23 protein-coding genes and 1 pseudogene are annotated in these 24,866 nt (G+C 67.5%); 9 read left to right on the top strand and 15 right to left on the bottom strand.

Annotation, left to right across the window (positions count from 1 at the left end):
- Positions 1-53 precede the first annotated feature (53 nt).
- Positions 54-557, bottom strand: a complete 504-nt coding sequence (locus HNP48_RS24225; RefSeq protein WP_184861928.1) for a hypothetical protein — start codon at positions 555-557, stop codon at positions 54-56.
- A gap of 185 nt (positions 558-742) precedes the next feature.
- Here HNP48_RS24225 and ybaL point away from each other — a divergent pair, with 185 nt between their 5' ends.
- From ybaL to HNP48_RS24205, 4 genes are all read left to right on the top strand, one after another.
- On the top strand, positions 743-2,488 hold the full coding sequence (ybaL, locus tag HNP48_RS24220) for a YbaL family putative K(+) efflux transporter (protein ID WP_184861926.1): 1,746 nt from the start codon (positions 743-745) through the stop codon (positions 2,486-2,488).
- 247 nt (positions 2,489-2,735) lie between these two features.
- Positions 2,736-2,942: a hypothetical protein gene (locus HNP48_RS24215; protein ID WP_184861924.1), complete on the top strand. Its 207-nt coding sequence runs from the start codon at positions 2,736-2,738 to the stop codon at positions 2,940-2,942.
- Positions 2,943-2,965: 23 nt separating this feature from the next.
- Positions 2,966-4,879: an ATP-binding protein gene (locus tag HNP48_RS24210; RefSeq protein ID WP_311773851.1), complete on the top strand. Its 1,914-nt coding sequence runs from the start codon at positions 2,966-2,968 to the stop codon at positions 4,877-4,879.
- A 233-nt stretch (positions 4,880-5,112) separates the two neighbouring features.
- Positions 5,113-9,270, top strand: coding sequence for a fibronectin type III domain-containing protein (locus tag HNP48_RS24205; protein ID WP_184861922.1), 4,158 nt, complete (start codon positions 5,113-5,115; stop codon positions 9,268-9,270).
- A gap of 137 nt (positions 9,271-9,407) precedes the next feature.
- Here HNP48_RS24205 and HNP48_RS24200 read toward each other — a convergent pair whose 3' ends face one another.
- The 4 genes from HNP48_RS24200 to HNP48_RS24185 all read right to left on the bottom strand — a co-directional run bounded on the left by HNP48_RS24200 (position 9,408) and on the right by HNP48_RS24185 (position 11,941).
- Positions 9,408-9,848: a hypothetical protein gene (locus HNP48_RS24200; RefSeq protein ID WP_184861920.1), complete on the bottom strand. Its 441-nt coding sequence runs from the start codon at positions 9,846-9,848 to the stop codon at positions 9,408-9,410.
- 484 nt (positions 9,849-10,332) lie between these two features.
- Positions 10,333-10,728: a GFA family protein gene (locus HNP48_RS24195; RefSeq protein WP_184861918.1), complete on the bottom strand. Its 396-nt coding sequence runs from the start codon at positions 10,726-10,728 to the stop codon at positions 10,333-10,335.
- A complete protein-coding gene (locus HNP48_RS24190) occupies positions 10,725-10,892 on the bottom strand; it encodes a hypothetical protein (RefSeq protein WP_184861917.1) in 168 nt (55 codons plus the stop codon). The genes HNP48_RS24195 and HNP48_RS24190 overlap by 4 nt, the downstream gene beginning before the upstream one ends.
- A 92-nt stretch (positions 10,893-10,984) precedes the next feature.
- Complete coding sequence (locus HNP48_RS24185) at positions 10,985-11,941, bottom strand: hypothetical protein (protein ID WP_184861915.1); 957 nt, start codon at positions 11,939-11,941, stop codon at positions 10,985-10,987.
- Between the two features lie 379 nt (positions 11,942-12,320).
- Between HNP48_RS24185 and HNP48_RS24180 the strand changes: the two genes are divergently transcribed.
- Positions 12,321-13,481, top strand: a complete 1,161-nt coding sequence (locus HNP48_RS24180; RefSeq protein WP_184861913.1) for a hypothetical protein — start codon at positions 12,321-12,323, stop codon at positions 13,479-13,481.
- Between the two features lie 205 nt (positions 13,482-13,686).
- Here the strand turns inward: HNP48_RS24180 and HNP48_RS24175 are convergent, their stop codons facing one another.
- Together HNP48_RS24175 and HNP48_RS24170 are read right to left on the bottom strand one after the other, a co-directional pair.
- Positions 13,687-14,277, bottom strand: coding sequence for a flavodoxin family protein (locus HNP48_RS24175; RefSeq protein WP_184861911.1), 591 nt, complete (start codon positions 14,275-14,277; stop codon positions 13,687-13,689).
- Positions 14,274-15,158 (bottom strand): NmrA/HSCARG family protein, encoded by an 885-nt coding sequence (locus tag HNP48_RS24170; RefSeq protein WP_184861909.1) that lies wholly within the window; start codon positions 15,156-15,158, stop codon positions 14,274-14,276. The genes HNP48_RS24175 and HNP48_RS24170 overlap by 4 nt, the downstream gene beginning before the upstream one ends.
- A 159-nt stretch (positions 15,159-15,317) precedes the next feature.
- On the opposite strand from HNP48_RS24170, the gene HNP48_RS24165 reads away from it, so the two are divergent.
- On the top strand, positions 15,318-16,229 hold the full coding sequence (locus tag HNP48_RS24165) for a LysR family transcriptional regulator (protein WP_184861907.1): 912 nt from the start codon (positions 15,318-15,320) through the stop codon (positions 16,227-16,229).
- Positions 16,230-16,265: 36 nt separating this feature from the next.
- Here HNP48_RS24165 and HNP48_RS35850 read toward each other — a convergent pair.
- A pseudogene (locus tag HNP48_RS35850) lies at positions 16,266-16,460 on the bottom strand (hypothetical protein); the annotation flags it as partial.
- Positions 16,461-16,712: 252 nt separating this feature from the next.
- Here HNP48_RS35850 and HNP48_RS24160 point away from each other — a divergent pair.
- Entirely contained in the window at positions 16,713-17,057 is a 345-nt protein-coding gene (locus HNP48_RS24160) for a hypothetical protein (RefSeq protein ID WP_184861905.1), read from the top strand.
- A gap of 245 nt (positions 17,058-17,302) precedes the next feature.
- On the opposite strand, the gene HNP48_RS24155 is transcribed toward HNP48_RS24160, so the two are convergent.
- Both HNP48_RS24155 and HNP48_RS24150 read right to left on the bottom strand, forming a co-directional pair.
- Positions 17,303-18,025 carry a glutathione binding-like protein gene (locus HNP48_RS24155; protein WP_184861903.1) on the bottom strand — a complete coding sequence of 241 codons (723 nt, stop codon included), beginning with the start codon at positions 18,023-18,025 and terminating at the stop codon, positions 17,303-17,305.
- A 96-nt stretch (positions 18,026-18,121) separates the two neighbouring features.
- On the bottom strand, positions 18,122-19,084 hold the full coding sequence (locus HNP48_RS24150) for a LysR family transcriptional regulator (protein WP_184861901.1): 963 nt from the start codon (positions 19,082-19,084) through the stop codon (positions 18,122-18,124).
- Between the two features lie 128 nt (positions 19,085-19,212).
- Between HNP48_RS24150 and HNP48_RS24145 the strand changes: the two genes are divergently transcribed.
- The gene (locus tag HNP48_RS24145; protein WP_184861899.1) at positions 19,213-19,485 is read left to right on the top strand and encodes a DUF2798 domain-containing protein; all 273 of its coding nucleotides are present in this window, start codon (positions 19,213-19,215) and stop codon (positions 19,483-19,485) included.
- 16 nt (positions 19,486-19,501) lie between these two features.
- On the opposite strand, the gene HNP48_RS24140 is transcribed toward HNP48_RS24145, so the two are convergent.
- A complete protein-coding gene (locus tag HNP48_RS24140) occupies positions 19,502-20,614 on the bottom strand; it encodes an alkene reductase (RefSeq protein WP_221480329.1) in 1,113 nt (370 codons plus the stop codon).
- Positions 20,615-20,737: 123 nt separating this feature from the next.
- Here HNP48_RS24140 and HNP48_RS24135 point away from each other — a divergent pair, with 123 nt between their 5' ends.
- Entirely contained in the window at positions 20,738-21,691 is a 954-nt protein-coding gene (locus HNP48_RS24135; protein WP_184861897.1) for a LysR family transcriptional regulator, read from the top strand.
- A 24-nt stretch (positions 21,692-21,715) separates the two neighbouring features.
- Here HNP48_RS24135 and HNP48_RS24130 read toward each other — a convergent pair whose 3' ends face one another.
- The 4 genes from HNP48_RS24130 to HNP48_RS24115 all read right to left on the bottom strand — a co-directional run bounded on the left by HNP48_RS24130 (position 21,716) and on the right by HNP48_RS24115 (position 24,644).
- The gene (locus HNP48_RS24130) at positions 21,716-22,123 is read right to left on the bottom strand and encodes a hypothetical protein (protein WP_184861896.1); all 408 of its coding nucleotides are present in this window, start codon (positions 22,121-22,123) and stop codon (positions 21,716-21,718) included.
- A 374-nt stretch (positions 22,124-22,497) separates the two neighbouring features.
- Complete coding sequence (locus HNP48_RS24125; RefSeq protein WP_184861895.1) at positions 22,498-22,983, bottom strand: GNAT family N-acetyltransferase; 486 nt, start codon at positions 22,981-22,983, stop codon at positions 22,498-22,500.
- 31 nt (positions 22,984-23,014) lie between these two features.
- A complete protein-coding gene (locus HNP48_RS24120) occupies positions 23,015-23,440 on the bottom strand; it encodes a GFA family protein (RefSeq protein ID WP_184861894.1) in 426 nt (141 codons plus the stop codon).
- A gap of 22 nt (positions 23,441-23,462) precedes the next feature.
- Positions 23,463-24,644, bottom strand: a complete 1,182-nt coding sequence (locus tag HNP48_RS24115) for a diguanylate cyclase (RefSeq protein ID WP_184861893.1) — start codon at positions 24,642-24,644, stop codon at positions 23,463-23,465.
- Between the last annotated feature and the right edge of the window lie 222 nt (positions 24,645-24,866).

Raw genomic sequence — 24,866 nt, 5'->3', positions numbered from 1 at the left:
GCCGCCAAGCCCTCAGGCTTCTGCCATCGGCCTGCAGTCAGGGCTGCTTGCGGCTACCCGCCCCACGCCCCCCGCACACTCAGGCAGCTCACCTCGTTCTTGGTGTGCAGCAGCTTGCTCGGCGGTATCACCACCACGGCCTGGGCGTTCCTGCGCAGGGGCTTCTTGAGCAGCACGTGCACGATGTTGGGCGGCTGCTTCTTCTCCTGGCAGCTGTCGATCCAGAAGGCCAGCACCACGCCCGCGATGGTCTGGCCGGTGCTGTTCTCCATGTGGATGAAGGTGGTGTCGTCCTCGTACTGCCACCAGGTCTGGTCGTCGTTGAGCTTGTCCACCTCGAAGGTCTTGCGCTCGGTGGTGGGCACGATGGTGCCGGCGACCTCGGCGAGCTTGCCTTCGTTCACCCGGTCCTGCAGCTCGTCCACCCGCTCGTAGTAGCTCTTGCTGAGCTTGGGCGGTGGCTGCTGGGCCCAGGCGGCGGGCAGCGCCAGGGCCAATGCCATGCCGGCCAGGGCGATGAGGTGAATGGGGCGGGGGGTGGTCGTTGCCAGGTTCATGGGAGAGAAGGGCAGGGCCCGAAACGAAACAGTAGTCAGTAGCCCTGATTTTTGCACCCTCTGCCGCTTCGGGTTATAAGATTGGCAAACACGTACCGAGATATTCAGGGCATGCCTTTTGCTGGTGTGCCTTGCGTGCGTGTGCACGCTCCCGCAACCTATTTTTTGCAAGAACTCCCGCCACCATGCCCCACAGCGTCAACCTCATCAACACCATCGCCGCCGCCCTGGGGCTGGCGCTGGCGCTGGGTTTTGTCGCGTCGCGGCTGCGCCTGCCGGCCCTGGTGGGCTACCTGCTCGCGGGCGTGGTGATCGGGCCCTTCACGCCCGGCTTTGTGGCCGATGCGGCCATGGCCAGCCAGCTGGCCGAGATCGGGGTGATGCTCTTGATGTTCGGCGTGGGCCTGCATTTCTCGCTCGGCGACCTGCTGGCGGTGCGCAAGATCGCCGTGCCAGGGGCCATCGTGCAGATCATGGTGGCCACGCTCATGGGCATGGGCCTGGCCTACTGGTGGGGCTGGGGGCTGGGCGGGGCGCTGGTGTTCGGGCTGTCGCTGTCGGTGGCCAGCACGGTGGTGCTGCTGCGCGCGCTCGAAACCCTGGGCATTCTGGAGACGTACACCGGCCGCATCGCGGTGGGCTGGCTGGTGGTCGAAGACCTGGTCATGGTGCTGGTGCTGGTGCTGCTGCCCCCGCTGGCCGGCGTGCTGGGCGGCGCGGGTGCCGATGCCAACGCCGATGCTTCCGGCCTGCTCAAGACCCTGGGCCTCACGCTGCTGCAGGTGGGTGGCTTCGTGGTGCTGATGCTGGTGGTGGGGCGCCGCGTGTTCCCCTGGGTGCTGTGGCAGGTGGCGCGCACCGGCTCGCGCGAGCTGTTCACGCTGTGCGTGGTGGCGGCCGCCGTGAGCATCGCCTTTGGCTCGGCCGCGCTGTTCGGCGTGTCGTTCGCGCTGGGCGCGTTCTTTGCCGGCATGGTGATGCGCGAGTCCGAATTCAGCCACCGTGCCGCGCAAGAGTCCTTGCCCTTGCGCGACGCCTTCGCCGTGCTGTTCTTCGTCTCGGTGGGCATGCTGTTCAACCCCGCCGTGCTGTGGGACCGTCCCCTGCAGGTACTGGCCGTGGTGGCCATCATCATGCTGGGCAAGACGCTCGCGGCCGCCGCGCTGGTGCTGTCGTTCCGCTACCCGCTCAACACCGCACTCACGGTGTCTGCCAGCCTGGCGCAGATAGGAGAGTTCTCCTTCATCCTGGTGGGCCTGGGCGCATCGCTGGGCCTGCTGCCGGCCGAGGGCACGAGCCTGGTGCTGGCCGGCGCGTTGATCTCCATGGCGCTCAATCCCATGCTGTTCCACGCCATCGCGCCGCTGCAGGCCTGGCTGCGCAAGCGCTCGGCCTTCGCGCGCCGGCTCGAAGAGCGCGACGACCCGCTGGCCGAGCTGCCCATGAGCACGCACGCCAAATTCCTCGCGCACCAGGTGGTGCTGGTGGGCTATGGCAAGGTGGGCCGGCGCATCGCCGCGGCCCTGGCCGCCAACGACGTGCCCTTTGTCGTGGCCGAGCAGAACCGCGAGCTGGTCGAGCACCTGCGCGGCAAGGGCATCGCCGCCGTGTTCGGCGACGCCGAAGAGCCCGCCGTGCTGATCCAGGCCCACATCGCGCGTGCCGCCATGCTGGTCATCGCCACGCCCGACACCATCAAGGTGCGCCAGATGATCGCCACCGCGCGCCTGCTCAACCCCAGCATCGAAACCGTGATCCGCAGCCACAACGAGCAGGAGGCCCGCCTGCTGGAGGAAGAAAACGGCGGCACCGTCTTCCTCGCCGACGAAGCCCTGGCCCAGGCCATGGTGCGGCATGTGCTGGTGAGGGCGAACGAGATGGCGAGCCACGGCACGTCCACGACGCCGGCGCGCTTGCATGAAAGCGGCTGAGCGGCCTGGCGGCAGCCACCCGGGCGGCGTGCCGGTTCGGGCAGGCCGCAGGGTGTGGGGGAGGGCGGTACTGGCAAGCCCAGAGTGCGCCCCGGGGCGCCGCAGGTAGTGCGCGGCGAGACCGGTTGATCGGGCGTTGCAGCCGATGCGCCTTCTGCTGCGCACCTTTTCCAGGCGCGCGGGCCGGCGCTGTGGGAAACTCCCGGGCACCCACCGCATCCCCCTCGAAACAGACGCCGCCCCTCCTATGCCAGCCGCCATTGCCAGCCCCGCCACCATCCGCATTGCGATCGTGCCGGACGACCCGCAGTTCCAGGCCGCTGTCGCCTCGGCGATCCGGCTGACGCACGACAGGCGCCCGCTCTGGGTGGCCGACACGCTGGCGCGGGGGCTGCATGCCCTGAACGACGGCCCTGCGGCCGTCCACGCAGCACGTGTGCGGGGCCTGATCTGAAGACCGCCCTGGCGCGCGCCCTGGTGCTGGCCTGCTGCCTGCTGTGCAGCGGCGTGCTGCCGGCGGCTGCGCCCGAGCCGCCGCCTGCCGACCAGGAAGCGGTGCACATCGTGCAGGCGCAACGGCTGGAGCGCCCCAGCGTCGGGTTCACGCCCCCGCCCTATGCGCTGCACGAGGGCGACCTGCCGCAGGGTACCTGGGAGCCGGTGGCGCTGCCCTTCGCCCAGTCGCCGCAGGTGCAGCGGCCGGCGTCGCAGCAGGGGCCGCCCCCGACCACTGAGGTCTGGTACCGCCTGGCGGTGCCCCCGCTCGCGCCAGAGGCCGGCCCCCTGTACCTGTACCTGCCGCGCTGGAAGTCGGACGGCCAGATCGCCGTCTATGCCGATGGGCGGCTGCTCTACCAGACGGATGCGAAATTCCTGTGGAACGCGGTGAACCTGCCCTTGTGGATTCCTTTGCAGGGCACAGCCGGGGCGCCCGCCGTGCGCGAGGTGCAGATCCGCGGCCAGCGCCTGCGGCACACCGGTGCGGCCATCTCCACCGCGTGGGTCGGCTCCAGCGCGGCCATCGGCTGGCGCTACCAGGCGCGCCACTGGCTGCAGTCCGACTTTCCGGCCATGAGCAGCGCCGCCTTCCTGGCGGCGGGCATCTTCGCGCTGGGCGTGTGGCTGCGCCGGCGGCATGAGCCGCTGTACCTGCTGTTCTTTATCGCGTCCGGGGTGGCGTTCGTGAGGACGCTGCACTACTTCGTAAGCCGCCAACGGGTGCCGATCAGCGATGCATGGTTCAGCGGCCTCACCGTGAGCGCACTGTTCTGGCAGGTGCTGATCTCGTACCTGCTCCTGAGCACCCTGCATGGTGTGCACCACCGCAGGCTGACCATCGCGGCCTGCGTGGTCACGGCGCTGGCGAGCCTGCTGACACTGCCGCTGCTGCCGGCGCTGCCCCACGCGGCGGTCATATCGCCGCTTCTGTACGGGGTGCTGCTGGTGCTGGGCACCGCGCTGCTGGCCGTGGCCTGCCGCGATGCCTGGCGCGTGGGCTCCAAGGAGGCCGGCTTGCTCGGCGGCTGGGGGCTGATCAGCATGATGTCCGGCTGCTACGACTGGCTGCTGCAGAACAACCTGCTGGTCAGCGTGGAGGGCATCTACCTGGGGCCCTACAGCAACATCGGCGTGTTCTTCCTCTTCTCGTACATCATGCTGCGCCGCTACCTGGCGGCCCTGGGCGGCATGGAGCGCGTGAACGCCCAGCTGGAGCAGCGCCTGCGCGAGCGCGAGAGCGAGCTGGCCCTGAGCTACGAGCGCCTGCGCGAGACCGAGCACCGGGCCACCCTGGCGCAGGAGCGCCAGCGCCTGATGCAGGACATGCACGACGGCCTGGGCTCCTCGCTCACCAGCGCGCTGCACCTGGTGCGCCACGGCAAGGCCGGCACCGAAGAACTGGCCCAGGTGCTGGCCGAGTGCATGGACGACCTGAAGCTGGCCATCGACTCCATGGAGCCCGTGGACGCCGACCTGCTGCTGCTGCTGGCCACGCTGCGCTTTCGGCTCGCGCCCCGGCTGGAGGGCCTGGGCATGGCGCTGCGCTGGGAGGTGCAGGACGTGCCGCCCCTGCCATGGCTTGACGCCGGCAGCGCGCTGAACCTGCTGCGCATTCTGCAGGAGTGCTTTGCCAACGTGGTCAAGCACGCGCAGGCCTCGTGCATCCGCGTCGAGTGCGAGGCCTGCGCCGGCGGCATCGAGGTGCGCGTGCTCGACGACGGCCGCGGCTTCGACGTCGACGCCGGGCTGCAGGCGCGCGGGCGGGGCCTGAAGAACCAACTGCGCCGGGCCGACGCCATCGGCGCCCGCCTGGTCTGGGCCAGCACGGCGGCCGGCACGCGCTGCGTGCTGTGGCTGCCCTTGCAGGCGCCAGGCCACCCGGCTGCGCCGTAGGCGCGGCCTTGAAGCACCCATCAGGCGCCCACCAGGCGCCCACCAGGCGCCCAGGGCGCCGTTGCCGCGCCGCCACGCTTGTCACTAGTTCTAGGGACATACAAGCCGGCCGCAAGCCGATAGATTCCAGCGCTATCGCCTGTGCGCCCACCTGCACCTCCTGCACCGGCATTCCCATCACGAAAGCTGCCCCCATGCCCACCCGCCCGCCCACTTTCTCAAGCACCCTCGCCATGGCAGGGCCCCTGGCCGGGCGCCGCGCCGCCACCCCGCTGGCCATGCTGCTGCTGTGGCTGGTGATGGCCTGGCTGTTGCTGCTGTCAGCCGCCACGCCCGCGCGGGCCCAAGGGGCCGTGCCGGCATCGGTGCTGGGCCAGCCTGTGCAGCAGGTGTCTGCGGGCACCATCCACACCTGCGCGGTGACTGCTGCCGGGGGCGCGCTGTGCTGGGGCTACAACGGCCAAGGCCAACTGGGCGATGGCAGCATGGTCGGCAAAACCACGCCCCAGCCCGTCACCGGCCTGGCCAGCGGCGTGGCGGCCATTGCGGCGGGAGCCCAGCACACCTGCGCGCTGACCACGGCCGGTGGCGTGCAGTGCTGGGGCTGGAACGCTGACGGCCAACTGGGCGATGGCAGTGCCATCAACAGAACCACACCCCAGCCCGTCACGGGCCTGGCCAGCGGGGTGGCGGCCATTGTGGTGGGAGCCGACCACACCTGCGCGCTGACCACGGCCGGGGCCGTGCAGTGCTGGGGCAAAAACGCCAACGGCCAACTGGGCGATGGCAGCACCACCAACAAAACCACGCCCCAGCCTGTGCCGGGCCTGGCCAGCGGGGTGGCGGCCATTGCGGCGGGAATCCAGCACACCTGCGCACTGACCACGGCCGGGGCCGTGCAGTGCTGGGGCGGCAATGCGGACGGCCAGCTGGGTGATGGCAGCACCACCAACAAAACCACGCCCCAGCCCGTCACGGGCCTGGCCAGCGGGGTGGCGGCCATTGCGACAGGGACGTACCACACCTGCGCGCTGACCACCGCCGGGGCCATGCAGTGCTGGGGCAAAAATGCCTACGGCCGGTTGGGCGATGGCAGCACCACCAACAAAAGCACGCCCCAGCCCGTTACCGGCCTGGCCAGCGGGGTGGCGGCCATTGCGGCGGGGGGCGATCACACCTGCGCGCTGACCACGGCCGGGGCCGCGCAGTGCTGGGGCTACAACTTTTACGGCCAACTCGGCGATGGCAGCACCACCGACAAAGCCACACCCCAGGCCGTCACCGGCCTGGCCAGTGGGGTGGCGGCCATTGTGGCGGGGGACAGCCACACCTGCGCGCTGACCACGGCCGGGGCCGTGCGATGCTGGGGCTACAACGATGACGGTGAACTCGGCGATGGCAGCACCACCCAAAAAAGCACGCCCCAGCCCGTCGCCGTCCTGGCCGGTGGGGTGGCGGCCACGGCGCCGGGGATCGGCCACAGCTGCGCGCTGACCACGGCCGGGGGCGTGCAGTGCTGGGGCTCCAACGCTCAAGGCCAACTGGGCGATGGCAGCACCACCAGCAAAACCACGCCCCAGCCCGTGCCGGGCCTGGCCAGCGGGGTGGCCGCCATCGCGCTAGGAGGCGGCCACACCTGCGCGCTGACCACGGCCGGGGGCGTGCTGTGCTGGGGCTACAACGTTGCAGGCCAACTGGGCGATGGCAGCACGGCCAACAAAACCACGCCCCAGCCCGTCACGGGCCTGGCCAGCGGGGTGGCCGCCATTGCGGCGGGAGCCACCCACACGTGCGCGCTGACCACGACCGGGGCCGTGCTGTGCTGGGGCTACAACGCATTGGGCCAACTGGGCGACGGCAGCACTGCCAACAAAACCACACCCCAGCCCGTGCCGGCCCTGGCCAGCGGGGTGGCGGCCATTGCGGCGGGAATCCAGCACACCTGCGCGCTGACCACGGCCGGGGGCGTGCAGTGCTGGGGCTTCAACGCAAGCGGCCAACTGGGCGATGGCAGCACTGCCAACAAAACCACACCCCAGCCCGTTACGGGCCTGGCCAGCGGGGTGGCCGCCATTGCGGCGGGAGTCGACCACACCTGCGCGCGGACCACGGCCGGGGGCGTGCAGTGCTGGGGCAAAAACAATTTCGGCCAGTTGGGCGATGGCAGCACCACCAACCAGACCACGCCCCAGCCCGTGCCGGCCCTGGCCAGCGGGGTGGCGGCCATTACGACGGGGGCTTACCACAACTGCGCGCTGACCACCGCCGGGGGCGTGCAGTGCTGGGGCAAATACGATTATGGGCAACTGGGCGATGGCAGCACGGCCAATAAAACCACGCCCGAGCCCGTGCCGGGCCTGGCCAGCGGGGTGGCGGCCATTGCGGTACCTGGGGCCTCCCACAGCTGCGCGCTGACCACGGCCGGGGCCGTGCAGTGCTGGGGCTCCAACGGTAGCGGCCAACTGGGCAATGGCAGCACGGTCAGCCGCAGCGTGCCAACGCGCATTGCCACAGCGCAGACCATCGACCTGCCCGCTCCCTTCGCGGCCCCTGTCCCAGGCGCCACTGCCACCCTGTCGGCCACGGCCAGCAGCGGCCTGGCCGTGGCCTTCGAATCCTTCACGCCCGATGTCTGCACCGTGAGCGGCACCACGCTGACAGTGCTGGCCGGCAAAGCCGGCCATTGGTGCGGTGTGCTGGCAAGCCAGGCCGGCGGTGCAGGCGCCGATGCGGCGTACTTCGCGGCGGCGCCGACACGCGCTCGGCTGTTGCTGGTGCCCGATGTCCCCGGCGCCCCCACTGCCGTGACCGCCACCGCCGGCGACGGCCAGGCCCGCGTGGTCTGGACGGCACCCGCCAGCGATGGTGGCAGCGCCATCACCGCCTACACGGTGACCGCAGTGACCAACCCGGCCAAGACCTGCACGGTCAACACCGGCAGCCCGCTGCCCACCACCTGCACGGTACCTGGCCTGGTCAACGGCTCGGCCTACACCTTCGTCGTCAAGGCGACCAATGGGGTGGGCGACAGCGCGGCATCGGCCGCCAGCGCGGCGGTCACGCCCGCCGAAGCCCCGGCATCGGGCCCGTCGGCGCCCACGCCGGTGCAGGTCAACCAGCCGGGCAGTACCATCACCATCACCAACCCGTCGGTCCCCATCGTGGTCGGCCCCGGGGCCGGGGGCGCCACCATCGTGCTGCCGGGCACGGGCACCACGCCGGTCACGCTGCAGGTCACGGTCAATGGCCAGCCGCTCACGGTGACGGCGCTTCCGGGCACCCAGCTGCAGGTGGCCCAGGTCAATGGCCAGAGCGTGCTGGTGCTGGTGGTGCTGCAGGGCTGGGCGTCGATGACCTCCAGCGCGGTGGGCCAGCCCCTGGTGCTGGCGGGCGAGGTGTTGCTCAGCGCGGGCAGCGCCGGCACCGCCATCGAGGCGCAGCCGCTCACGGTGGCCGTGCTGGTGGGCTCCCTTGTTCCACCCGCAGGCAGCTTGCCCCAGGTGGGCCGCACGGGCCTGCTGGCGGGTGAGAAGCTGCAGGTCAATGAACGGGGTGCGCTGGTTGCCATTGCCCTGGGTTCGCTCAAGGGCGATACCACACAGCCCGGTGATGCCATGGCGTTTGCCAACCTGCCCGCCAGCACCACCGTGGACGGCGCGGCCTATGCCCGCCTCGGTGGCGCCGTGGCGCGCCTCTCGGGCGCCAGCCTGGCCCAGGGCCTGGAGATTGCGCCCTCGGGCGTGGTGCTGGTGCGCAGTGGCGCGCAGGTTTACCAGTTGCTGCCCGTGCAGCCCATCGCCATCGACGCCACGCTGCCCGATGGCATCACCTTCACCCCACTGGGCCTGCTGCGCTGGGTGCGTGGTGGGGTGGTGCTGCAGTTTGTGCCCGCCGTGGCCGACCTGGCGGGCCTGGCCAACGCCATCACGGCGCTGCTGCCCGATGCACGGACAAAGCTCGGCGCCGAGGGCGTGCTGCAACTGCGCACCGGTGGCCACACCTATGTGCTGCGGCCCGACTGGACCGGCGGCGGCCCCGCCACCACCGGCGCCCCGCAGATCGGCGTGGACGAACAAGGCCGCATCTACCTGCAGGCAGGACAGGGCGCCCGCCAGCTGCTGCTGCCCGCGCTGCTGAGCCCCGTGCAGGCCAACACCCTGCTGACCACGGCGCTGCCGGGCTCCGTGGTGGCAATGCAGCCGGCGAGCAGCGATGGTGCCATGGTACTGACCCTGGCCGGCCAGACCTGGCGCCTGGTGCCGCAGTGGGTGCTGCCCGAGGGCAATGCGGCGCAGGTGCCGGCACCCACCGCCACATGGTGGATGGGCGCCGATGGGGTGCTGTACCTCAAGCTGGGCGCCCAGGTGCAGGGCGTGCGCATCACGGACTGAGCGACGAACGCACAGGCTTGCCCAGACCGCCGCGCTGCAACACCAGTGTGGCGACCTGGCGCGGCTGCATGCGTCGGGGTGATCGATTGCGAGGCCCCTGCGCCCGACCGCTCTCGGGCCGGCCGGTGATCTGACCCTTACTTCAGCTTCTCAAACGTCATCTCGCCGATTTTCTTGGCCAGGGGCTCGATGCCCTGCCACGCGTTGCGGTAGTAGTCCTCCACGGCAAATTTCTGGTTCTGGTAGGCCACCTCGGCCTGGATTTCATCCTTGCCGGCCAAGGCTCCCGCCCAGAAGCGGGCCGCATCATTGCGCGCCGCGTAGGACTTGATGGTCACCGTGGCCTGCTTGTCTGCGACCACCACGGCACCGGCTTGCGAGGCGGCTGCGTTGTAGCCGTCCACCAGCAGCGAGGGTACCTTGGGGTTGACCTTGCAGCTGCCGCAATCGAGCTTCACCGTCAGCGTGGGGACCTGGGCGACGGGCTTGCTGGCTGGGGCCGGGGTGTTGGTTGCGCAACCTGCGACGAAGGCCAGGGGGAGCAGGAGAGAAAGGGAGAGATGGCGCTGGATTTTCATGCGATGTGATGCGTTCGGGCGATCCGCCACGCAGCAGTTGGGGCGTGCAGCTGCAGGACCCCGCATGGTGTGGTGCGATGGGGAAGGCCGGGAAAGGAAGAAGAAGGTGGCGCTGACCGGAGCCGGGCGCGCCGGATTGGATGAAGGTGCCTGGTACGTTCTTGTCCGCAGTCTGGTGACGGGCGCGCAAGCGCAGCGAATGCGGCATGCGTTCGTTGTCAACTGCTTGTGGTTTGCGTTCTCCCTCCCGATGGCGGAACCGTCCTTGTTTTTTCTGGCAGGTGTGCGAGGCGTTCCGTGGCCTGTACCCACTCTTCTTGGATGGCTCTGGAAGATACACCGAAGCGCTGTTGGCCGTGTGGCAGGTGGCGCCACCCGTTTAGTCGATTGACACGTGGGGCCAAGACCGGGTCCGCTGTTGCCAGCGACCGAGGCCATCGTCAGCGTTGGCCAGGGTGCATGGGCGAGGTTGGCGCGCCCCTGTTCAGGCAAATCCCTCGTGCTGCGACAGGTCGTCGGTGATGGTGAACCAGGGCGCCTTGGAGCCGACGAAGATGTGCGCAGACGGGCGGATCGTGGGCGAGTCCACCAGCGTGCCGAGCGTGACATGCAGGTACTGCCCATCGCGAACCTGGGAGTACAGCAGTGAGCCGCAGCGCCCGCAATGGACGTCGTGGTCGATGGTGCCGCCAAAGATGAGCAAGCGGTCTGCGCCCTGCACGATCTGCAGCTGGTGGCGCTCGATGCCCGCGAAGGCCTTGAACGCCGAGCCGGTGGCGCGTCTGCAGTGGGAGCAGTGGCAGTTGAGCGCGTACGAGAACGCATCGGCCACCGTGTACTGCACATCGCCGCACAGGCATTGCCCGCGCAGGGCCTTCATCGCACGCCGTCGTTGCTCTGCTTGCCGGTCAAGGCGGAGTAGACCATGTGGCACACCAGCGCCATCAGCAATAGCGGCCCGCCTACCTGGGGCAGGCCCGCAAGCAGGACCAAGTTTGTGATCACCAGGGCAATGATCGCCAGGATGCGAGTCGTCCACTTCATGGGGGTTGCCACCTTTCCGGGGCGCGCAAGCCCCTGTTTGCAGAGCCATTGTGGGCGCCGGCCGGTTCTGTTGCAACCGGCCGGCACCTGCCTCACCCATTTATCAGCAGATGTTTCCATTCGAAACCCTTCGGCTTCCAGTGGCTCACATAGCACCCGGGGAAGTTGTGCGTCACCTGCAGCGAGGCATTGGGCCGCATCTGGTGCAACTGCCGGTACTGCGCCTCGGTCAGCTGCGCATTGCGCAGCACCATGGACCAGATCTGCTGGCCGATGGCGGACTGGAACAGCGCCTCGTAGTCCTCGAACGGTGTCGCAGGCCAGTCGCCCTCGGGCTCCATGAACGGGCCCCGCACGTCGCTGAAGTCCAGCTGGCGCAGGGCAGGGTACTGCGCGGCATGGCGCGCCAGGTGGGCGATGAAGCCATTGGGGTTGTGGCCCGCGCCGATCTTCAGGCGCTGCAGCGCGGGCAGCGGCACCTTGAAGAAGGCCGGGTCGGGGGCCTGCGGCAGCTCCAGTGATTCGAGCGCAGGCATCAGCGCGACCAGCCGCCCCACATCGCCCGCGTCGTCGAGGATCTCGCCCTCGCGCACGATGCACACCTCGTTGTGCGCCGTGTTGTCGGCCTGGGGAATGGCCAGGTGGCGCAGGTGGGTGAAAGGCACGCCGCGTTCGATCAGCGGCGTGAACACCCATTCGCGCGTGCCGTTGGCACCCTCGTCGGGCCCGGTGAAGGTCAGTGCATGCAAGGCCTTGGCAATGGCGGGCTCGGCCAGCGTGTCCAGCAGCTCGGCAAAAATGGGCTGCTCCGTGTCGCCGGTGCTCGCGGCGGGGCCGTGGTAGTGCACATGCCAGCGCTCGCCGATGGGGGCGAACATCAGCTGGTGGCTGGCCTCCAGGGTGGCGGGGGCGGCCTCCACTTCTTCGCCGGCTTCGTCATCGTCCTCGTCGTAGTCATCCTCCGCGTCCGCCTGGCGCTGCTCGGCGTCGAGGTCGGCCAGGCGTTGTTGAAGGGCGAGCAGGCGGCGAAGCACGGGGGATGTGGCCATGGTGTCTTTGGTGAATGAAAAGAGGCGAAGGCTTTGCAGTCTAGTGGCCTGCAACGGGCTTCTGGTCTTGTCCTCACCCCACACAGGGCCACCGCACCTGTGGGCTTGCCTGGCTGATTTCCTCCCGCACGGCGCAGCCGCTTCCGTACATACCACGGCCGCCGCGCGGGCCTGGCCCGCCCACCGCCCAGCCTCACCCAAATGGGTGTACGCACCATCTTTGTGACACCCGACACCGACGAATCACCGCGGTTCGATCAAGATCGGTGCTCCCCACCCTTGCGTGCGCACCTCGCTGCGCTGCGCACTGCGCCGCCGCACTGCTGCGCGCGGCACGGGGGCTGTCTTTTATATCTTTTGAGCCGAGAGGGTTTTGAGCATGCCAGTGTCAACCACGACCACCACCACTACCACCACCCCATTGTCCAGCCCTTCGCGCGCCCCGCGCCTGCGGCAGCAGCAGCACGGCCGCAGTGGCCGCGCGCCTGCGGCCCGCCTGGCGCTGGCGGCACTGCCGCTGGTGCTGTTGGCGGCTTGCGGTGGCGGCGGTGGTGACGATGAGCAGCCGGTGACCCCGCCGCCCGGCACCGGCTACACCGTGGGAGGTACCGTTGCAGGCCTGGGCGAGGGGCGCAACCTGGTGTTGCAGGTGCAGGGCGCCGACGATCTGACCGTTGCCGCCAACGGCAGCTTCGTGATGGGGCGCCGCTTCGAGCGGTTCACCACTGCCGTCGTCACCGTGGCCTCGCACCCCGAAGGCCAGCGCTGCAGCGTGGCGCAGCCAACGCAACTGGTGCGCGAGGCCAACATGACCGACGTCTCCGTGCGCTGCGAGAACCTGCCCGCCGGCACCCGCAACCTGAGCGGCGTGGTCACGGGCCTGGTGCCGCGCAGCCCGCTGGTGCTGCAGAACAACCAGGGCGACAACCTGACCGTCAAGGCCGATGGGCGCTTTTTCTTCAACACGCCGGTGGCCAGCGGCGCCGCCTACGCAGTGCAGGTGCAGACGCAGCCGGCCGGCCAGACCTGCAGCGTGGCCAACGCCAGCGGCACGGTGGGCAGCGGCAGCGACGTGCGCTCCGTGCAGGTCACCTGCACCGGCGTGCCCCAGGCCGCGCCCGAGGGCTCCTGGGCGGCCGAGTATTGCTTCCAGGGCTTCGATCTCACCACGCGCGAGTATTTGAACATTGTGCGCCAAGGAGATTCGCGTGCCATCGTGACCCAGGGCTCGGTGACCAAGCTTTTCGCGTTCTGCCCCGGCCCCGCCAGCGACGCGCTGGTCGGCCAGCCGGCGGAAAGCGTCGTGCTCGACCGCCAGGAAACCCGCGGCTCGGTCACCGCCTTCTGGGGCACGCAGACCAACAGCACGGGCAACCGGGCCGTGGTGTGGGCCCGCAAAGGCCCCTACCTGTGCCTGCTGCCGCGCAAGACGTCCAACCAGCCCGCCCCCGTCAAGGACTACCCGACCATCGCCAGCGTGGAGCAGGACACGGACGAGGCCATCCAGGCGAAGGCTTGCTATGTGAAGTCGCCCAGCTGAGGCACCGAGGGCATGCCGGCCAGGGGCCGGCTCGGCGCGCGCTGGCCGTCTGCCAGCGCGCGCCGTCTGGCTGGTGCCTGCGTTTTGGGGCCATGGCGGAATTTGGCCAAGTCAGATCTACCGCCAAAAAGCAGGCATGAAAGCCGATGGGCCGCTTTGGCCCGATGGGCGAGCGTGGGCAACAGATGCTGAAAGGAGCTCCCCGTTACGCCGCGTGGGGCGACGCATTCGGGCAGCGCTGCGCAACGTCCCGCAGCCGTTCACCAAAGCGTCGGGCCGTCTCGATATCGCCTTCCAACACCTCGTCGACGCCCGCATCGACCGGGGTGGTGGCCATCGCGCCTGAAGAGGAACCGACATAGTTCAGGTCATTGCGCAGGGCCGCCTTGGTATTGGAGGGCATCATGCCGGTGCCCACCCACAGGCCACTGTGTTGCATGGCAAATGTCATGAAGAACTGCAAGGTGGACAGCTTGTCGCCGCTCATGCTCCCGCTGTTGGTGAAGCCCGCGAAGAGTTTGTCTTTCCATTTTTGGGCCATCCAGGCAGCAGAAGAGTCGTCGGCAAATTTCTTGAACTGCCAACTCGCGCTTCCCATATAGGTGGGTGAGCCCAGCACAATCAGATCCGCGGCATCCAATTGCATCCAGGCGGACTCGGGCAGGGTACCTTGCGCGTCAATCGCCAGCAATGCGGCCTGCGCGCCCTGGGCAACGGCCTGTGCCAGTCTCTGGGTATGGCCGTAGCCGGAATGGTAGACAACGACAATGGAAGGCGTGGTGTTTTCTGCCTTCATTGGGCAGCCCTCCAGCGCGCGGCCGTTTCCAGCGCATGGTCGCGGTAGCTGCGCAACGGGGTGCCCAGTTCTTGCTGCATGCGCTCGACTGCGGCAGCGGAGCCCAGCTCGCCATCCATCTGCATGCGCGCCATCATGAGCCGCATGTCATACGCCATCCACCCGGGTGCAAAGCTCCGGAACTGTGCTTCAAAAGGGCCGATATCGTCACCTGCGTACCGGATGGTCTTGCCCAGCACATCGCTCCACACCGCAGCGGCGGTTTGGCCCGACAACGCTGTGGGCCCCACGACATCCAACACCTCGGTTGGCAAGAGTTCGCTTGCGGCATCTCGGCGCAGCAGATGCCGTGCGGCAAGCTGTGCCACGTCACGTGCGTCCACCATGGAGATGCCTGCACTGCCGATAGGCATGGGATACACGCCCCGCTCCAGAACACTGGACTGTATCAAGGCATCGTCGTTCTGCATGAAGTAAGCGGGACGCAAAATGGTCGCGTGCATTCCAAGCTGTTCGATCATGCGTTCAACCGTGTGCTTCCCCGTGAAATGCGGAACATCGGTGAAGCGGTCGCTGTGCATGACAGACAGGTAAACGATGCGCTCGATACCCGCCTCGCGCGCCAGATTGAGTGCAATCAGTGCCTGGGTGACTTCGTCTGCGGCCACCGTGTTGAGCAAGAAAAGCGTTCTTGCGCAACCCATGGCAGCGCGCATCGAATCCACATCCTGAAAGTCCCCTTTGACCGCCGTAACGCCCGGCGGAAACTGTCGCTTTTCTGGTGTTCTGGTGAGGGCGTGAACGTCTGCGCCTTGCGCGGCCAGAAGTGCCACAAGGTGTGAGCCGATAAGCCCCGTGCTGCCCGTAACGAGTATGGTCATTTGAGTTGCTTGAAAGTGTGCAATGGTTGAATGAAGCGGGTCTGCGGCCAGGCAAGGAGGCGATCCATGTGGGCTCGTTCGACCCGGCAACAAGCCCCATTGTTGATGGTTTGACTTTGTTCCAATAGACTCGTTGTGTAGACACCGGCGTACCAAAATATGAACAATGAAAGCTACTCGATCGACGATCTGCAGTGGTTCATCAAGATCGCGGAGGCAGGCAGCCTGTCACGGGCTTCTCGCCAACTGGATGTTCCAAAATCAACCTTGTCGCGCCGCCTGGCGCGCATGGAGACGGCAGCAGGGGTCAGCCTCGTCAAGCGCAACACCCGCGCCTTCGCATTGACCGACGCTGGCCAACGCCTGCTGGACGGAACAGGTCCACTGATCCATAAACTGAACGCCGTCACCCAGGAGGTTTTTTCTCAGGATCAAACGCCAGCGGGTCGCGTTCGTCTGGCTGCGTCAGCGACATTTGGCAAAGTCGTGCTGCTCCCGCTGGTGACCGAGTACCTGCTCCAACACGAACATCTGGAACTGGATGTCAAGCTCAGCAACCGCCACGTCAACATCGTCGAAGAAGGCATTGATCTGGCAGTGCGCATTGGCGAACTTGCCGATTCCAGCCTGAAGGCCCGTGCCATCGGCACCGTACGCCCAGCCCTGTTTGCAAGCCCCGCCTATGCAAGCCAGTACGGGTTGCCGCAACATCCAGGTGAACTCAGCGCGCACGCCGGCCTTCTGCAGTCGAAGGAAGCCGCAGAAATCAAGCTGCATTCGCGAACCAGAACCGCCAGAGGACTTTTGCGTTCACGTTTGATCATCGGCCCATCCGACGCCTTGGTCGCCCCCACATTGGATGGACTGGGAATCGCCGTACTGCCCGAGTTCCAGGCGGCGCCGCTGGTCGCATCAGGTCAATTGGTCAGGGTGCTGGAAGGCTGGCACATGTCCGCGCTGAAAGTCCAGCTGATCTACCCCACGCAACGCCATCAATCGCCCACAGTCCGGGCACTGATGGCGTTTCTCGCGGAACAGATCCCCAAAAGGCTGAAGACACTGTCGATCTGATTTGCCTCGGGTTGACCAGACATGCTCGGCTTCCGGTTTCAGACCATCGCAAGTCATCCATTCCCCTGCGCCCAAGAAGAACCGCCCGCTGGCGTTCCCAAGCACCAGTTCCACGTCCCCGTCTGGTAGCCCTTGCGGTGCAACGACTTCAAGTTCATAGCGTCCGTCGCCGCTGACGTTCCTGCACGCAGCGTTTCCCGGTTGACCCCCCAGGCCAACTGCGCCCGGCATTGCTCCCCGCCAGGCCCAGAGCCCGCTGTGCGTGCCCTTGTTCAGCGCAGTGCCGTGCTGGCACTCGGTGGCCCGCTGCCCGGCCCAGGGGCCCAGCTCACAGGATCTCTGTTCGGCTCCGCCAAGTCGCCTTCTTGGGTGATGCGGGGCTCGGGCGCGAGCAGCTAGACTTCGGCAAGCGGCCACAAGGAGTCACTCGGTTGCAGGGGCTGAGTTACCGCAAACGGGTCATCCAAAAGTGGAGAGGGGAATATGCCGTTAGTCCTGATCCGTCTCGATCCCCGCCACATGGTCAATCCAGATGCCGATCTTCGGTACATCGTGCCTGATCGCTTGGCTGAGGTTTCGAACGGCTTGCTCGTAGACAGCGGCTACGACTACGAGGAGACCACGAATGCGATGCTCATCTATCTTTCCACGGCAAACCTGGAAGCAGCGCTCTACTTCGTGATCGAAGTCTTGGAGAACGAAATCATCTGCGAGAACCGGCTTGCCGATTCAGCCAAGGTGGGGACTACACCGCTCGATCAGACGGAGCGACCTGCAGACTTCACCATCATCTATCCGCGTGCTGAAGCTGGAGAGCGCATGGGATAACCCGCAGTGGGCCAAAAGCAGATGACTCGCCATGCCCTCCGATATGGGCCCGCGCTTGCGATCTGGTGGCTCCAGCAAGGCGCACTGATCGACTCCGAAATCGCGACGAGGCTTGAATCCATCGTTCGAGGACGACGGTACGCACAACGGACTCGTTTTCGGAGTTTCTCGCCGCACAAGCGCTGGGCGGAATCTCAGGGCCGTGCTGGCCCTGGATGTCCTGCTTTCGGGCCTTGAGCCTCAAGTCACTGCGCCGCCTGCTTCGCGCTGTCGCGCACGCTCTCCGCCGTCTGGTTGAACAGCACCTTCTTTTGCTCGTCCGTCATGGGCTTGCGCAGGTCCTTGAGCAGGTCCAGGCCGCGCTGCACGGCGGGGCGCTCCATCAAGGTGTCGTGCCAGCGCTTGAGGTGCGGAAAATTGTTCTCCAGCGGAATCTCGTAGGCCACGTGCGAGCGTATCCACGGCAGGCTGGCCATGTCGGCAATCGAATACGCATCGCCCGCCACGTACGCGCCCGTGCGTGCCAGCTGGCCGTCGAGCACACCGTACAGGCGGTTCACTTCCTTGCCATAGCGGTCGATGGCATAGGGCACCTTCTCGGGCGCATAGTTCTTGAAGTGCCCGTTCTGGCCCGACATGGGGCCCAGGCCGCCCATCTGCCACATCAGCCACTGCATCTGCTCGTAGCGCTGGCGCAGGTCGGTGGACCAGAATTTGCCGGTCTTCTCGGCCAGGTACATCAGGATGGCGCCGCTCTCGAACACCGGCACCGGCGCACCGCCGCCCGGCGGCTCGTGGTCCACGATGGCCGGCATGCGGTTGTTGGGGCTGATGGCCAGAAAGTCGGGCTTGAACTGCTCGCCCTTGCCGATGTTCACCGGCAGGGTGCGGTAGGGCAGGCCGCATTCCTCCAGCATGATGGAGATTTTCCAGCCATTGGGAGTGGGCCAGTAGTGCAGGTCGATCATGGTCTTGCGCGCTTCATCGGTAATGGACGGAAGCGGCAGCGTAGCAGCCTTGGGCGTTAGCTGCAGGGCAGGGCGGCAAGACCTTGCTCGCTATGTTCAGGCCCTGGCCAAAGGCCACACGGGCACGCGCAGCAGCGGGTGGTCCTGCAAGGCCTCGGCAACAAAGTCCACGAACACCCGCACCGGCGCCGGCAGGTGCTGGCGGTCGCGAAAGCAGGCAAAGAACTCCAGCGGCTCCGGGTCGGCCAGCGTGCGTGCTCGGCCGCTTCCGGCCATGAACAGGGGCTCCAGCTGGCCGGCGGCGATGAGGGGGTTGGCGACAAAGCTGCCCAGCCGCGTCACGCCAGCCCCGGCCACTGCCAGCGCAGCCAGGGTGTCGATGTCATTGCACACCGCTGCGGTCTGGATGGCCGGCGCAAAGCGCTCGCCGCCGCGCAAGAACGGCCACTGCATCAAGCGCCCGTCGAACGGCATGCGGAAGGACAGGCAGGGGTGGTGTGCCAGGTCCTCCGGCCGTTTGGGGCGGCCGTGCGCGCGCAGGTAGGCCGGCGCCGCGCAGAACACCATGGGCGCGTTGGCGATGCGCCGGGCCACCAGGCCGGGCTCCAATACATGGCGAAAGCGGATGCTGCAGTCCACGTCTTCCTTGAGATGGTCCACATTGCGGTCCGCCATCACCATTTCCACCCGCACTTCCGGGTAGCGGGCCATGAAGGCGGGCACCAGCGGCGCCACCACATGCCGGCCAAAAGCCACCGAGCAGGCGATCTTGAGCCGCCCCTGCACGGCACCCTGCAGCGCCGACAGCTCGGTCCGCGCCTGGGCCAGGCCGTCGAGCAGGGGGCTCACCTGGGCAAAGTAGGCCTCGCCCGCCGCCGTGAGCACCTGCGAGCGGGTGGTGCGCGTGAGCAGCCGGGTGCCCAGATCTTTCTCCAGCCGGGCCAGGTTCTGGCTGGCCGCTGCTGCCGTGATGCCGAGCTGGCGCGCCGCGGCTGCAATGCTGCCGCCTTCGACGACCCGGACAAAGGTTTCGATGCCGCGCAGGTTGGACGTAGCCATTGCTTATGAATGAGAGAGCTGATTCATAAGTTGAGATTAGCACTGAAAGTGCCTGTGCTGGCCTACCGCGCCGGGGCGGCGGCTTCTACAGTGGCGTCCATTCTTCCATCTTTGCCAACGGTTCACCGATGTCCCAACCCGCACACCCAGCCTTTGCTGCACGCCCACCTTTCTGGAAGCTCCCCCAGCGCTTCATGCCCGTGGTCTTTGCCTTCTACATGGCGGGCATCATGGCCTTTCTGATGTGCGCGGTGATCGTCGGTGCGGGCACCGGCCTGTCCAGCGGCTACCTGGGGCGCGTGCTCAGCGCCTATGCCCTGGCCATGCCGGTGGCCTTTGTCTGCGTGCTCTTCGTGCGGCCGGTGGTGCTGCGGCTGACCATGGCGACGCTGCGGGCGTGACCACGGCCCCGGGGGCTCACGCGGCCTGTGCGGTCGTGAACTCGGTATAGCCCTCGGCCCCACCGCCAAAGTAGCCCGCAGCCGGCGCATTGAACAGCGGCAGCCGGTGCTGCAGCCGCTCCACCAGGTCCGGGTTGCCGATGAAGTCGCGGCCAAAGGCCACCATGTCGGCATGGCCCGATTCCGTGGCCGCCACGGCGCGTTGGCGGTCGTAGCCGTTGTTGGCAATGTAGGCACCGCCCTTGCCAAAGGCTGCGCGCAGGGCCTGGTTGTCGAAGCGGCTGGTGCCGTCCTCGGCATGCATCTGCCCCTCCACCACATGCAGGTAGGCCAGGCCCATGGCACCCAGGCGCTGGGCCAGGTAGGCATGGGTTTCCATGGGCGTGCTGTCCAGCGGCGTGTCGCCGATGGCGGTGGACAACGGTGACAGGCGCACCCCCACGCGGCCCGCGCCCCACACACCGGCCACGGCCTCGGTCACTTCCAGCGTCAGGCGCGCGCGGTTCTCGATGGAGCCGCCATACTGGTCCTCGCGCCGGTTGGTGCTGTCGCGCAGGAACTGCTCCAGCAGGTAGCCGTTGGCGGCATGCACCTCCACGCCATCGAAGCCTGCGGCCTGGGCGCGCAGCGCGGCCTGGCGGTAGTCCTCGACGATGGCGGCGATCTCCTCCAGCGTCAACGCGCGCGGTGCGCTTGGCGCCTCGAAGCCCGCCTCGGTGAACACGCTGCCCCCGGCCTGCAGCGCCGAGGGTGCCACGGGCGCAGCGCCGTTCTCCTGCAGGCTGGTGTGCGACATGCGGCCCACATGCCACAGCTGCAGCACGATGCGGCCACCGGCCGCGTGCACGGCGTTGGTCACCTGCTTCCAGCCGGCCACCTGGGCATCGGTGTAGATGCCGGGGGTCCAGGCATAGCCGCGCGCCTGGCGCGAGATGTTGGTGGCCTCGGCGATCAGCAACCCGGCGCTTGCGCGCTCGGCGTAGTAGCGCGCGGCCAGGGCCGAGGGCACGCCGTCCATGCCGGCGCGTGAACGGGTCAGCGGGGCCATGGCGATGCGGTTCTTCACCTCGATGGCGCCCACACGGGTGGGGGTGAACAGGGTTTCGGTGGTGGTAGCGGTGGTGGTCATGGTAGTTCCTTGCAAAGTCGAAAGTGGATGGGTCAGGGCTGGCACAGGACGAAGGATGCGCGCCCTGGTGAAATTCATCCAATTTATTTGCTGGATTCCAGATATACGGTTAAAAGCATATCTATGCGTTACGACCTCAACCTGCTCCCTGTCTTTCTCGCCCTGATGGAGGAGCGCAGCGTCACCCGTGCCGCCGAGCGCCTGGGCACCACGCAGCCCGCGCTGTCCAATGCGCTCACGCGCCTGCGCACGCTGCTGCAAGACCCGCTCTTCGTGCGCGAGCGCTACGGCATGCAGCCCACCGCGCGCGCCCTGGCGCTGGCGCCGCAGATTGCGCAGGCCCTGGGGGTGCTCGATGGCATCGTGCTGGGCCAGCAGGCGTTCGACCCGGCCAGCGCCGACCAGTTGGTGACCATTGCGGCCAACAGCTACATGGAATTCGCGCTCATGCCGGCCATCGTGGCGCGGCTGCGTGAGCAGGCGCCCGGCATGCGCCTGCGCCTGGCGCCCTACGGCACCGACCTGGCCGAGACCGGCGTGGTCTCAGGCACCACGGCCCTGGTGCTGGGCCGCATCGTCGACGCGCCCGACAACCTGGTTGTGCAGCACCTGGGCGACGACGGCCTGGCCTGCATGGTGCGCGCCGGCCACCCCGAGGTCGGCACCCGTCTGACGAAGAAGGTGTATGAGCAGCTGCGCCATGTGAACGTGCTGCCGCCCGGCCGGCTGCGCGCCGGCCTGTTCCAGGCGCTGGAGCGCCAGGGTCTGAAACGCGAGGTGGCGGTCTCGGTCACGCACTTCCTGGCCGTGCCCGAGATGGTGGCCATGACCGACTACTGCACCACGCTGCCGCAGCTGATCTGCCGGCGCCTGGCGCACGACACGCGGCTTCGGGTGCTGCCCGCGCCCGCAGACCTGGGCCGCTTTCCGCTGCACATGGGCTGGCATGTGCGCTACCGCGACGACCCCGCACACCGCTGGCTGCGCACGCTAGTGGCCCAGGTGGCGCAGGAGCTGCTGGGCGAGGGGGCCGTGCCCTTGGCCGCCGGGGCGCCGCGCAAGCGTGCCCGGCGCTGAGCGCCGCGGCCGCCTGCCAGGCGCTTACTGCGACATGCGCTTGGACAGGAAGCGCAGCACAAAGGGCAGCAGAATGCCCAGCGTGATCATGATGAAGCGCATCAGCGGCGGCTTGTTGCCAAAGGCCCAGTGGCCGAACCAGGCCACGATGAAGATGGTGTAGGCATAGGTCCGCAGCACCTGCATCACATCGAGCGGCACATCCTCGATGAACTCGTAGTTGGTGGTGCGCTTGAGAAAAGGCACGCCCTCGCTGCCCAGGTCGCGCAACCGCACGCTGCCCAGCGGAAAGATCGGCGCGACGATCTGGAACCACTTGGTGGTGACGAACGAGTCGTCCTGCTCGAACTTGCACCAGGGCCTGTTAGCACTATTTTCAGGGATCGCGTTGCCCGGCCTGGGGGCTGGATGCAAGGCGCTCGTGCGCAGCAAGGTGTGCACCTTGCAAGCGAGGGCAACGCCGCAGACGGCCCCCAGGCCGGGCAACCCGAAGGGAAGTCCCTTGCCGGCGCGCCACTCGTCGTTGCGCTCCTTGCGTGTGCAAGGGCACACGCGGCATCGCGCGCCTAGATTGGCACGCCGGCAAGGGCCTTCGCGACCCTGAAAATAGTGTTAACAGGCCCTACCCAGGTAGGACGTGCCTATGCCGTTGTAGGTATCAGGCATGGTGTGCTCCTGGCTGTGTACCTGGTGTTTTTGTCATGGTGACCCCCTTGTTGGATTCTTGGACTTATTTTCGATGCCGCAGGGCCTTGCCGTCTACCGGCCACTGGCGGTGGCGCGATGGTGCCACGGAACCGGGGGCCTCATGCAGCCGGGGCGACAGGTGGATTGCTGACGGGTGCGAGCGGCTTGCGCATGTAGACGGTGAATCCGCCCATGAAGGGTTCTTCGCGGTCCACGGCAAAGCCATGGTGCAGGTACAGGTCCACATTCGAGGCGAACTGCTTGTTGGTGTACAGCCGCAGGCCCTGGAGCTGCTGCGCCAGGGCGATCCGCTGCGCCTGTTCGAGCAGAAGGCGTGCGCAGCCACGGCCTTGGAAGGCGGGGTCCACCGCCAGATTCTCGATCAACAGCCATTGCGGTTGCGCCACCATCTCGATCAGGCCCGCGAGCGCCCCGTCGACCTCCAGCAGATCGACCCAATGGTCTCTGACTGCGGCGGCGTGGTCCGCCTTCATCGGCAGGGGCTCGCGCCCGATCACCGGCACCCACCTGGCATAGGCGGCGCGGGTCAGGCGGCCCACGGCCGGGGCATCGTTGGCGCCTGCACGGCGGATCTGGAAATTCATGGGGCGTGGTGGGTCGGCCTGCCGCCGCCGTTCAGCTACCGCGCTCGCCGGCATGTCCATGCCAAGCCGGTACCGCATTTTCATGGATGCTGCGCAGCGCCTTCTTCGGCACGAACGGCGTGTCCAGCGTGCCCAGCGAGAACGACATCCACGCTGCCGCATCGCCATGCTCGCTGTGCCAGGTCAGGGGCGAGCCGCATTCCGTGCAGAAGCTGCGCGTGACGCCCGGCGATGATTCGCGGTGCTTCACCCGGTCGGCCCCGTGCGTGAAGGCAAAGCTGCCCACCGGCACATTGCCATAGGAGCCAAAGGCTGCACCATGGGCCTTCTGGCACATGCCGCAGTGGCAGTGCGATGGCGCCTTGATCTCGGCGCGGGCTTCGTAGCGGACGGTGCCGCACAGGCAACTGCCCTGGTACAGCGGTGGTTGTGGTGGGGCAGAGTCTTCAGGGGCCATGGAGCGCATTCTGCCCTGCACCCTATGCCGCAGCAGCTGCGGCCCCGGCAGCGCCTGCCCCTGGGTGGATCTGGTAGCCGTTCTTGCCCGAGCGCTTGATCTGGTACATGGCGCTGTCCGCATATTCCAGCAGCTTGGCCAGCGTGTCGCCGTGCGCCGGGTACAGGCTGATGCCGATGCTGGCGCCCAGCGCAAAATGGCGCTCCTCCACGGTGATGGGTTGGATCAGCTCCGTGAGCAGCTTGCTGGCGATGTCGCCGGCCTGCTCGGCACGGTCCAACTGGGTGCAGATCACCACGAACTCGTCGCCGCCGATGCGCGCGCAGATGTCCGTGCTGCGGGTATTCTTTTTGAGTCGCCCTGCAACCGTGCGCAGCACCTCATCACCTACATGGTGGCCTGCGAGGTCGTTGATGGGCTTGAAGTTGTCGAGGTCGATGAAGATCACCGCGGCCGACTGGTGGGGCCGGTTGGCCAGCACCAGCGCCTTCTCGAACAAGGTGTTCATGTAGCGCTGGTTGTTCAGCCCGGTCAGCGGGTCCTGGAAGGCCATGTCCAGTGCATTCGCCTCGGCCTGCACCAGGCGCCGCTGAAAATCCATGAGCACCGCCGCCAGCAGCGACATGTATTGCACCAGCACCAGCAACGTGCCCAGCAGGAAACCGGTGACGCGCCAGCCCGGCACGGCCTGGAAGATCACGAAGGCCGACATCCAGTGCAGCACCAGCGCCGCGCTCACCACCGCGGTCAGCAGCATCAGGTGGTTGGGCACGTCGTTGCGCCGCTGGTAGGCCGTCCAGGCGATGAAGCTGAGAAAGCCGGCGTTGAACAAGGCCAGGCCCAGGCTGCGCGCCACCGGGTGCACGTCCGACAGCCAGGCCAGCAGCACCCAGAGCTCGGCGGCCGCCAGGGCCGCCCAGAGCCAGCGGTGGCGCACCTGGAGGCCCAGGAACTCCACCAGCCCGATGGCCAGCAGCGCCTTTTCCACCGCGACCAGGCTGGCGTAGACGAACACGGCCAGCGCCAGGTCGGTGCGGCTGAGCAGCAGAAAGTAGGCCAGGCGCGAGGCCAGCGCGAACAGCATGGCCCCGGCCCACCAGCCGGGCCCGGCGTTGGTCCGGGGGACCCTGCCCATCCACAGGAACAGGAGGGCAAAAACCAGATAGATGGTGCAGCCGATGGTATGAACGATTTCGCTGGGCATGACGGCGCTCCATGGGCAGCGGCGTGTGGCCTGCCTCGGTGTCCTGCCAGCCCCGCCGCGCTCCTGCACAGTATGGGCGCAGCCCTGGCCCGCCGTGCCAAGGGACAATCCCCTTGCAATTGGGCAAAATTTTGTTACATGTGGTTTCCTGGCGGGGCCCGGTAGACTGCCTGGGCACTTCCCGTTCCGCCCCCACCTCCATGCCTCGCAGCCGCCATCTCC

The sequence above is a fragment of the Acidovorax soli genome (genome assembly GCF_014207955.1).
Lineage (GTDB): Bacteria > Pseudomonadota > Gammaproteobacteria > Burkholderiales > Burkholderiaceae_C > Acidovorax > Acidovorax soli_A.
Note: the sequence above shows the minus strand (reverse complement) of the source record. Positions and strands in the feature narration are given on the sequence as shown.

Excerpts from the sequence above, each read along its gene's own strand:
- HNP48_RS24215 (WP_184861924.1), top strand. The coding sequence starts at position 2,736 with ATGCCAGCCGCCATTGCCAGCCCCGCCACCATCCGCATTGCGATCGTG.
- HNP48_RS24125 (WP_184861895.1), bottom strand. The coding sequence starts at position 22,983 with ATGAATTTCCAGATCCGCCGTGCAGGCGCCAACGATGCCCCGGCCGTG.
- HNP48_RS24140 (WP_221480329.1), bottom strand. The coding sequence starts at position 20,614 with ATGACCACCACCGCTACCACCACCGAAACCCTGTTCACCCCCACCCGT.
- HNP48_RS24135 (WP_184861897.1), top strand. The coding sequence starts at position 20,738 with ATGCGTTACGACCTCAACCTGCTCCCTGTCTTTCTCGCCCTGATGGAG.
- HNP48_RS24145 (WP_184861899.1), top strand. The coding sequence starts at position 19,213 with ATGTCCCAACCCGCACACCCAGCCTTTGCTGCACGCCCACCTTTCTGG.
- HNP48_RS24115 (WP_184861893.1), bottom strand. The coding sequence starts at position 24,644 with ATGCCCAGCGAAATCGTTCATACCATCGGCTGCACCATCTATCTGGTT.
- HNP48_RS24195 (WP_184861918.1), bottom strand. The coding sequence starts at position 10,728 with ATGAAGGCCCTGCGCGGGCAATGCCTGTGCGGCGATGTGCAGTACACG.
- ybaL (WP_184861926.1), top strand. The coding sequence starts at position 743 with ATGCCCCACAGCGTCAACCTCATCAACACCATCGCCGCCGCCCTGGGG.
- HNP48_RS24205 (WP_184861922.1), top strand. The coding sequence starts at position 5,113 with ATGGCAGGGCCCCTGGCCGGGCGCCGCGCCGCCACCCCGCTGGCCATG.
- HNP48_RS24150 (WP_184861901.1), bottom strand. The coding sequence starts at position 19,084 with ATGGCTACGTCCAACCTGCGCGGCATCGAAACCTTTGTCCGGGTCGTC.
- HNP48_RS24200 (WP_184861920.1), bottom strand. The coding sequence starts at position 9,848 with ATGAAAATCCAGCGCCATCTCTCCCTTTCTCTCCTGCTCCCCCTGGCC.
- HNP48_RS24170 (WP_184861909.1), bottom strand. The coding sequence starts at position 15,158 with ATGACCATACTCGTTACGGGCAGCACGGGGCTTATCGGCTCACACCTT.
- HNP48_RS24190 (WP_184861917.1), bottom strand. The coding sequence starts at position 10,892 with ATGAAGTGGACGACTCGCATCCTGGCGATCATTGCCCTGGTGATCACA.
- HNP48_RS24160 (WP_184861905.1), top strand. The coding sequence starts at position 16,713 with ATGCCGTTAGTCCTGATCCGTCTCGATCCCCGCCACATGGTCAATCCA.
- HNP48_RS24180 (WP_184861913.1), top strand. The coding sequence starts at position 12,321 with ATGCCAGTGTCAACCACGACCACCACCACTACCACCACCCCATTGTCC.
- HNP48_RS24120 (WP_184861894.1), bottom strand. The coding sequence starts at position 23,440 with ATGGCCCCTGAAGACTCTGCCCCACCACAACCACCGCTGTACCAGGGC.
- HNP48_RS24165 (WP_184861907.1), top strand. The coding sequence starts at position 15,318 with ATGAACAATGAAAGCTACTCGATCGACGATCTGCAGTGGTTCATCAAG.
- HNP48_RS24185 (WP_184861915.1), bottom strand. The coding sequence starts at position 11,941 with ATGGCCACATCCCCCGTGCTTCGCCGCCTGCTCGCCCTTCAACAACGC.
- HNP48_RS24225 (WP_184861928.1), bottom strand. The coding sequence starts at position 557 with ATGAACCTGGCAACGACCACCCCCCGCCCCATTCACCTCATCGCCCTG.
- HNP48_RS24175 (WP_184861911.1), bottom strand. The coding sequence starts at position 14,277 with ATGAAGGCAGAAAACACCACGCCTTCCATTGTCGTTGTCTACCATTCC.
- HNP48_RS24155 (WP_184861903.1), bottom strand. The coding sequence starts at position 18,025 with ATGATCGACCTGCACTACTGGCCCACTCCCAATGGCTGGAAAATCTCC.